The organism is Sphingobium sp. GW456-12-10-14-TSB1 (assembly GCF_059424385.1).
In genome coordinates this window covers 661,399-669,276 of sequence record NZ_JBWKZI010000001.1, presented here as the reverse complement: position 1 = coordinate 669,276, position 7,878 = coordinate 661,399, and the positions used below count along the sequence as shown (strand labels likewise).

Here is a 7,878-nt window from a genome sequence, read left to right as displayed (position 1 = left end):
GCGCCAATCACCGGGCAATCGATCCAAAGAGCGCCGCCCGCGGGCTAGCAATTCGCCCAGCTTGCGAAGTGCTTTTACGTCGTGCTCCATAGCCCCCCCAAAACGGCATCCAGACTGACAGAATCGTCTGCTGTCCTGCTTTGGGACAAGAGGGTCGAACATTCCCTCCGTTGAACCGGTCGGACCGTCGAACAGCGGAACCGGCAACGCGGACGACCGTTCATGTCACACCGGCAGTTTGAACCGGGATGACTAGAACGTGAGCGACGCGACCCGCTTATTTCCGACTTTTTCGTATAAATCTGACCGCTGATTTGCGCGGCATAGTTATCTTCGAATCAACCTAACTAGTCTGTCAAACCTTGCAACTTATCGCAAGCTGATAACAGGTCGCCGCAGCGCTACTCAGCGACGCTGCGCGTTGGCCGTTTTGCGGCCCATCGGGCTGATGCAGTCTTCCACTCATCCCCGTTTCAGCCTGTCAGTCAATCGGGGTCGGTCGCAAACCCGCAAGAAAAAGCGCGCGAAGCCATCGGCCTCGCGCGCTTCAAGGTTGCGCTATGGGAGAGGGAGTTTAGCGCGAAGCGAATTGGCGGCCCTTGGTCGCGATGGCCCAGCGCTGCGGCGTCGCGCCCGGCGCGCCTTCACGCACGAAACACTGGCCGTGCTGCGACTGAATGGTGCGGCAGGCGGTTACCGCGTCGGCCCGGCTGCCAAAGCCGCTGATGGCGAGACGGTGGAAGGACTTGCCCTTGACCGTCGCCTGGCTGGTGAGGACCGGGAAAGCGGCCAGCGCGCTGCTGCGGCCAGCCATGTTCATCCATTTTTCCTTGGCGATCGCCGCCGTGTCATAGGCGCCCAACTGGACGACCCAATTGCTGGCGCCAGCACTGACCGGCTTGATGAAGGCGACCTGTTGCATCCGCGCGGCTGGCTGCGTCGCGGACGCGACGGCATTCTGCGCCTTGGCATGGGCCTTTGCGCCCACTGGCTTGGCCCGATGATCTTCGATGATGAAGTCGCGGGCCGCGACGCGCACAGGCGCGGGCTGAACGACCGGCGCGGCTTCGACGACAGGTGGAGCGGCCTCGACCATGGCGGTCTGCACCGGCGTTTCCGGTTGCTCTGCCAAGGGTGGCGCAACATCGGACGGCGCAGCGGCCATTTCGACTGGCGCTGGACCGGCTGGCGCGAGCGCGAGAGCGACTGGCTGGCCGGCATCGGCGGCATCAATCGTGACGCCCATCAGCGCGGCGACGCGCTGCGGCGCGAGCGAGGGTTCGGCAATCTGCGCCCAGTCGGAAATACGCTTGTTCGCGGCCAATGGATCAAGGTCCATGCCCACGATCATGCGGGCATCCTTCCAGCGGCCAGCCAGCGCATAGGCATAGGCCAGATTCTGGCGGGTCCGGGCAGTGGCGGACGGGTCGTGAATGGCTTCGGACAGGACACGCACGCCTTCGGGTGCATCGCCGGCCATGGCCATCGCCAGACCATAATCGCCCGCAGGCACCGTATCGGCATGGGCCAGCAACAGGCTGCGCGCGCTATCGGCGCGACCCTGCGCGACCTGCACCAGCGCCAGGCTGACGATCGTGCGCGCATCGTTGTCACCCAGCGTCATCGCGTCGGTCAGCGCGGCTTCGGCGGATGCGAAACGTCCCGCCAGCACATAGGCGCGGCCCAAAATCTGTCGATAGGCGGCGTTTTGCGGCGCGAGCTGCACCGCGGCCTCTGCCGCCGCGATCGCCTTGTCACCGTTGCGATCGGCCAGCGCCTTTTCGGCGGCGATGGCGAGCTTTGCCGGATTGCCCTTTTGCTGGACAGCCGATGCAGAAGGACGGAAGGCCGCCCCGGTGCAGCCAACCATCGTCGTGGCGACCAGCAACGATGAAATCGCCGCCTTTGCAAATGTGTTGCGCTTCATAGTCCTACCCACCCTTCTTTCACTGGTTGCCGCGCATGTGCGGCAACTGCTGTGTCAGCCGGTCAATTTCCGGCAGGTCGTTGAGAAAATTGTCGAGAGATTCAGTAATGATCTGCTGTGCCGAGCGGCCGGTGATGGCGCAGGCGAGCCGCAGTTTGAGATGACGATCCGCGTCGATCCGCAACGTGAAGGCCGCCTTGCGGCTGGCCTTGGCTTTCGCGCTTGCCTTGGCCGCCGCTTTGCGCGGCGCAGGCTTGCCCGCCAAACGTTCGACCAGTTCCTCGCGCTCGATGACGACGGGCGGGACCGGGGCTGAAACGGGGAGCGCTGCAGGCATCGGCGTCAGGCCGATCGCAACCGGCGGCTCGTCCGTTGGCAACGGCGCTGGTTCGACGTCGAACCCCATGTCATTCCAGCCCAGATCATCCTGCTGAAGGGCAGCGCCAGCCGTGCGGCCAAAGCCGAGCATCGGGCGGCGCATGGCAGGCTGGGCCGCGCCCTTGCGGGCGAGCAGACCGGAGGTGAGTGATGCGAGTGGTTTGGGTTCACCCATGATGCGTCCCCTTACTGGCCGATCACGCGGCGACCGAAGCCCCCGCCGACCGGACGGCTTGCGACGGTACCGACGCTGCCCTGGGGCACGGAAAAGACCGTGCGGCGGAAATTCTTTTCAAGCCGGTCGGAGATATAGGACCATAGCGCCACGACCTCCGCCGCAGACCGTCCCTTGGGGTCCACTTCCATCACGGTGCGACCGTCGATCATGGAGGCCGCGAAATCGGTGCGGTGATGCAGGGTGATGGGGGCAACGGTGCCATGCTGCGACAGGGCAACGGCGGCTTCCGACGTGATCCGCGCCTTGGGCGTTGCGCCGTTCACGACAAAGATCAGTGGCTTGCCCGCGCGCTCGCACAGATCGACCGTTGCGCCGACGGCGCGCAGGTCATGGGGGCTGGGACGGGTCGGCACGACGATCAGTTCGGCGACGGAAATGACGCTCTGGATTGCCATGGTGATGGCGGGCGGCGTGTCGATGACGGCGAGTTTGAAGCCCTGCTGCCGCAGGATTTCCAGGTCGGCGGCCAGCCGCGCCGCGGTCGTCTGGGCAAAAGCGGGAAATTCGGCTTCGCGCTCATTCCACCAATCGGCCAGCGATCCCTGCGGATCAATGTCGATCAGCACAACTGGACCCGCACCCGCGTTCTGCGCCTGCACGGCCAGATGGCCAGACAGGGTGGTCTTGCCCGATCCGCCCTTCTGCGATGCCAAAGCCAAAATCCGCACGCAAATCCCCCCAGAAATCGAGTTCCGTTCAGGATTTGCCATGACCGCGCCTAAAATTCGGTTAATGGGCGAGGAAGTTTGATTGACGAAAGGTCAACAGGGTTAAGGTCGTTTCAGGCATGAGGAGCCTGTGATAATCAGACATTAACCTTGTTTCATCATAGCCGCTGCAAATCTATTGGCGCAGGAGCATGTGCATATGAAGCGTATATGGGGAACTGTCGCTGTCGGCGCCATGATCGGCATCGCGGCACCAGCCATGGCCGATGTGAAAACCGGCGTCGATGCCTGGCAGCAGGGCGACTATGCCAAGGCGATCGGCGAATGGCGGCCGCTGGCCCAAAATGGTGATCCTGACGCGCAGTTCAATCTGGGCCAGGCCTATAAGCTGGGCCGCGGCGTACAGCCGGATCTCAACGCCGCGATGGACTGGTATCGGAAAGCCGCGGCGCAGGGGCATTTGCGGGCAGAGGATAATCTGGGCCTGTTGATGTTCCAGCAGGGCGACCGCGCAGGGGCGATGCCTTACCTCCAGCGGGCCTCCACGCGGGGCGAACCGCGCGCGCAATATATTGTCGGCACGGCGCTGTTCAACGGCGATCTGATCGGCAAGGACTGGGTACGCGCCTATGCGCTGATGACCCGCGCCTCCACATCCGGACTGGCGCAGGCGACCACCAGCCTGGAGCAGATGGACAAGTTCATCCCGGAAGATCAGCGCAAACAGGGTCTGGCTCTGGCAGCGACACTGGAACAGTCCGAAAAGGGTGGCGCGCTGGCGTCGGCCAGCCCCGCCCCGCCCCGGCCCGCGCCATCCGGCATACGCAAGACCGATTTGCCGCCATCGACCGTCGCCCAACCCGTCGCACAGCCCGTCGTCACCCCGCCAGCGCCCAAGCCGGCCCCGGTTACGCCCAAGCCTGCGCCGCAGATCGCCGTCGCCAAGCCCAAGCCGACACCCCGTCCCGCCAACCCGGTCCCTGCGCCCGCCGCATCGGGCGGCTGGCGCGTCCAACTGGGTGCGTTCAGCGAAGACGGGCGCGCTCGCGCTTTGTGGGGCCAGTTGACGGGCAAGGTCAGCGGCCTGTCCGCCTATCAACCCTATCTAGTCAAGGCTGGCGCGGTGACACGGCTGCAAGCCGGGCCGGTTGCCAGCAGCAATGACGCCAGCCGCCTGTGCAGCCGGATAAAGGCGGCAGGCGCAGACTGCATTCCCAAGAAGATGTGAGCATCAGGCCATCCTGGCCTGATCCACAATCCAGTCGCCAAACTGGCTGAGCGCCGGATGGACAGGTGTTTCCAGCGGGCGGGCGAGATAATAGGCTCGCTCGCTCGACAATGGCCGGGCAAACGGGATGACCAAAGTGCCTGCATCCAGTTCCGGCTGGATCAGGAAGCTGGGGATCAGCGCCACCCCTGCCCCCGCCGCAGCGGCCTGCGCCAGCATCAGGAAATGTTCGAACGCGGGACCGGGCGGCAGCGTCCCGGCCTCCACGCCCGCCGATGCGAACCAGCGCGCCCAGGCATCGCGCCGCGAACTCTGACTGAGCAACGGAGCCGTCAGCAGATCGGCAGGCTGTCGCAAGGGGTGCGCGGCCAACCAGGCCGGCGCGCAGACCGGCACCGCCTCTTCGCGAAACAGGAAATCCATCGCGGCGCCAGGCCATTCGTCGGGTGTGCCGAAATGGATGGCGGCATCAAATTCCTCCTGCGCGAAATCGAACGGTTGCGACCGCGCGGCGAAATCCACCACCAGTTGGGGATGCAGGGCGCTCAGATGCGGCAGGCGCGGCGCAAGCCAGCGCATGCCGAAACTGGGCAGGGTCGCTATCCGCAGCGCCCCCGGTGAGCGGCGCATGGTTATGCGCGACGTGGCCCGACGAATGCGATCCAGCGCTGGCAGCAAGTCATCGGCATAGATACGGCCTGCTTCGTTGAGCCGCACCCGCCGACCGACCCGGTCGAACAAGGGCGTTTCCAGCCAGTCCTCCAATTGCGCGATCTGACGACTGACCGCGCTTTGCGTCAGGCCGATCGCTTCGCCAGCCCGCGAAAAGCCGCCATGACGCACCGCCGCCTCGAAACTGGTCAGCGCGGTCATGGATGGCAGCCATTTGCGATCGTCATTCATTCCATTCTCGCATCAACAGATGACAGGTCACCATTTGGAAAATACCACATAGGCTGAGATAAGGTGGCTGTCACCGGGAGCAATCTATGTCGAACGAGAATGATGGCCATGTCGTCGCACTAACGCTGGCGACGCTGGGCGAAGTGGCGGCACGGCGGACGCTCGATGCGCTGGCGATCGATCCTGCCTTGCTGGCGGAGCAAGGCGCTACGGTGTCGCGCGCGGCCTTTGCGATGGCGATGAACATCGCCCTGTTCGATGATCTGTTGAAAAGGGTGCGCAGCGGCGCGGCCTATGTCGCCGATACTGTCGCGCGTGGCGGCCGGGTGACGTTCGACCATGGCGCGCTGCGGACGATCCGCCTGCCGCATGGACCAACCGGCGCGCTGCCAGGCGGCGAGGATGCCTTCACCCGGATATTGCAGCCGCTGGGTTATCAGATGGCGGCCATCTATCCGCTCGACCGGCTGCGCATGACCGGGCGCGCCTATGTGCATGCCGACCGGCCCGAAGCCATCCCGCAATTCTTCCTGTCCGAACTGCATGTCGACCGGTTCGATGCGGAATTCGGCGCGGTGGCCGCCCGGATATTCGGCACCTCGCGCGATCCTTTGGGCGATGCGGAGCAAGCCGTGCTGGCGCGCTATGGCGCTGGCGAACCAGTGGCGCTGGATGAGGCGGTAGCGGCATTGCCGGGGATCGTCGCCGCGTTCGACCGGCAGCACGAGATGCCCAGCTTTGCCGATTATCAGCTGCTCCTGTCCCGGTCCAACGAGGCGGCCTGGATCGCGACCGAAGGTAACGCCTTCAACCATGCAACCGACCGTGTGGCCGATGTCGCCGCTTTGGCGGATCGGCTGAAGACGGAAGGTCAGCCGATCAAGGAACGGCTGGAGATTTCTGCAACCGGCCGGATACGGCAGACCGCATTCAGGGCCGATAGCGTCGAGCGGCTGTTCGGTGATGGGGCGTTGCGCGACGTGCCGGGCTCCTTTTACGAATTTATCAGCCGGGAGGTTGATCCGGCGACAGGCAGGCTGGACCTTGCCTTTGACACGGGCAACGCCACCGGCATTTTCGCCATGACCAGCGCGGGCGCAAGCGCATGATGCTGCAATCCTTCGACCCCGCCTCACGCGCGTTGATATGGGAAGGCCCGGTCGCCGATGCCGCCGCCTGCAACCGGGCGATCGCCACGGCCCGCGCCTCCCTGCCCGGCTGGCGCGCGCGCGCCGTGGAGGAGCGGATCGCCGTCGCGCGGCGCTATGCGCTGGTGCTGGAAGAAAGGCGGGCAGCGCTTGCAGAGCTGATTTCGCGCGAGACCGGCAAATTGCTGTGGGAGAGCGACGCCGAAATCGGGTCCATGATCGCCAAGGTCGAGGTGTCGATCGCTGCCCATGCCGAACGCACTGGTGAACGCACCGCCGCCATGAACTTTGGCCGGGCGGTGCTGCGCCATCGCGGGCATGGCGTGATGGCGGTGCTGGGTCCGTATAATTTCCCCGGCCATTTGCCCAACGGCCATATCGTCCCCGCCCTGATCGCCGGCAATGCGGCGGTATTCAAGCCATCGGAAATCGCACCAGCCACGGGCGCAGCGATGGCTGACGCCTGGGCCGCAGCGGGGCTGCCCGACGGGCTGCTCAACGTCGTGCAGGGCGGCCGGGCGACCGGAGAGGCGTTGGTAGCCGGTGACATTGACGGGCTGCTCTTTACCGGATCGGCCGGTGCTGGCGCGGCGCTCAGACGGGCGCTGGTGGACCGGCCCCATGTCATCATGGCATTGGAACTGGGCGGCAATAATCCGCTGATCGCATGGGATAGCCCGGACGAAGCCGCGTCGATCATCATCAATTCCGCCTTCATCACCACTGGCCAGCGCTGTTCCTGCGCAAGGCGGCTGATCGTGCCGGAAGGCGTAGTTGGCGATCGGATTGTCGCTGCCGTGGATGGGTTGGCGGCGCGCCTGCCGATCGCGGCATGGAACGAGCCGGGCGATGCCTTCATGGGGCCGCTTGTGTCCGATCAGGCCGCCGCTGCGGCCCATCGCGCCGTCAGCGACCTCGTCGCACGGGGCGCGCGGGTCATCCGACCCTTCGCAGCAGTTGACGGGCGCAGCGCCGCCTTTGTTACACCGGGCATCATCGACATGACCGGCATGGACGGACCCGATGCAGAAATTTTCGCGCCCTTGCTGTCGGTGATCCGGGTGCCGGATTTCGACGCGGCGATGAAGGTCGCCAACGCCACCGCCTTTGGCCTGTCCGCCGGATTAATCTCTCAGGACGCGGCCCTGTGGGAGCGGATGGTGGAGGAAAGCCGCGCGGGCGTGGTCAATCGTAACCGGTCAACCACGGGCGCGGCGGGCAACATGCCCTTTGGCGGCCTGGGCGCGTCGGGCAATCACCGCCCCAGCGCCTATTATGCCGCGGATTATTGCGCCTATCCGATCGCCAGTTTCGAGGCGGACGGGGTGCAACCCGTCCCCATCAACGGGCTGGCCTGACCCGGAATCGCAGGCCAGCACCGGAATTGA

The 7,878-nt window shown here is 65.1% G+C and carries 7 protein-coding genes; 3 read left to right on the top strand and 4 right to left on the bottom strand.

Annotated elements, in window-relative coordinates:
- Positions 1 to 574: 574 nt before the first annotated feature.
- Genes AC07X9_RS03335 through AC07X9_RS03325 form a run of 3 tightly spaced genes read right to left on the bottom strand, consistent with a single transcriptional unit; the run spans position 575 to position 3,211 of the window.
- Positions 575 to 1,927, bottom strand: coding sequence for an SPOR domain-containing protein (locus tag AC07X9_RS03335; RefSeq protein ID WP_017182491.1), 1,353 nt, complete (start codon positions 1,925 to 1,927; stop codon positions 575 to 577).
- A 19-nt stretch (positions 1,928 to 1,946) separates the two neighbouring features.
- Positions 1,947 to 2,480 (bottom strand): hypothetical protein, encoded by a 534-nt coding sequence (locus AC07X9_RS03330; protein ID WP_017182492.1) that lies wholly within the window; start codon positions 2,478 to 2,480, stop codon positions 1,947 to 1,949.
- 11 nt (positions 2,481 to 2,491) lie between these two features.
- On the bottom strand, positions 2,492 to 3,211 hold the full coding sequence (locus AC07X9_RS03325) for an AAA family ATPase (protein ID WP_017182493.1): 720 nt from the start codon (positions 3,209 to 3,211) through the stop codon (positions 2,492 to 2,494).
- Between the two features lie 199 nt (positions 3,212 to 3,410).
- On the opposite strand from AC07X9_RS03325, the gene AC07X9_RS03320 reads away from it, so the two are divergent.
- The gene (locus AC07X9_RS03320) at positions 3,411 to 4,439 is read left to right on the top strand and encodes an SPOR domain-containing protein (protein ID WP_174703646.1); all 1,029 of its coding nucleotides are present in this window, start codon (positions 3,411 to 3,413) and stop codon (positions 4,437 to 4,439) included.
- Between the two features lie 3 nt (positions 4,440 to 4,442).
- Here AC07X9_RS03320 and AC07X9_RS03315 read toward each other — a convergent pair whose 3' ends face one another.
- Entirely contained in the window at positions 4,443 to 5,342 is a 900-nt protein-coding gene (locus AC07X9_RS03315; RefSeq protein WP_086485478.1) for a LysR substrate-binding domain-containing protein, read from the bottom strand.
- An 86-nt stretch (positions 5,343 to 5,428) separates the two neighbouring features.
- Between AC07X9_RS03315 and AC07X9_RS03310 the strand changes: the two genes are divergently transcribed.
- Positions 5,429 to 6,451 carry a 2-oxoadipate dioxygenase/decarboxylase family protein gene (locus tag AC07X9_RS03310; RefSeq protein WP_017182496.1) on the top strand — a complete coding sequence of 341 codons (1,023 nt, stop codon included), beginning with the start codon at positions 5,429 to 5,431 and terminating at the stop codon, positions 6,449 to 6,451.
- Positions 6,448 to 7,848 (top strand): succinylglutamate-semialdehyde dehydrogenase, encoded by a 1,401-nt coding sequence (astD, locus tag AC07X9_RS03305; RefSeq protein ID WP_086485477.1) that lies wholly within the window; start codon positions 6,448 to 6,450, stop codon positions 7,846 to 7,848. The genes AC07X9_RS03310 and astD overlap by 4 nt, the downstream gene beginning before the upstream one ends.
- The last annotated feature ends 30 nt before the right edge of the window (positions 7,849 to 7,878 follow it).

What these genes read in the sequence shown, in the direction of transcription:
- AC07X9_RS03310 (WP_017182496.1), top strand. Translation starts at nt 5,429, where the DNA reads ATGTCGAACGAGAATGATGGCCATGTCGTCGCACTAACGCTGGCGACG.
- astD (WP_086485477.1), top strand. Translation starts at nt 6,448, where the DNA reads ATGATGCTGCAATCCTTCGACCCCGCCTCACGCGCGTTGATATGGGAA.
- AC07X9_RS03315 (WP_086485478.1), bottom strand. Translation starts at nt 5,342, where the DNA reads ATGAATGACGATCGCAAATGGCTGCCATCCATGACCGCGCTGACCAGT.
- AC07X9_RS03335 (WP_017182491.1), bottom strand. Translation starts at nt 1,927, where the DNA reads ATGAAGCGCAACACATTTGCAAAGGCGGCGATTTCATCGTTGCTGGTC.
- AC07X9_RS03330 (WP_017182492.1), bottom strand. Translation starts at nt 2,480, where the DNA reads ATGGGTGAACCCAAACCACTCGCATCACTCACCTCCGGTCTGCTCGCC.
- AC07X9_RS03320 (WP_174703646.1), top strand. Translation starts at nt 3,411, where the DNA reads ATGAAGCGTATATGGGGAACTGTCGCTGTCGGCGCCATGATCGGCATC.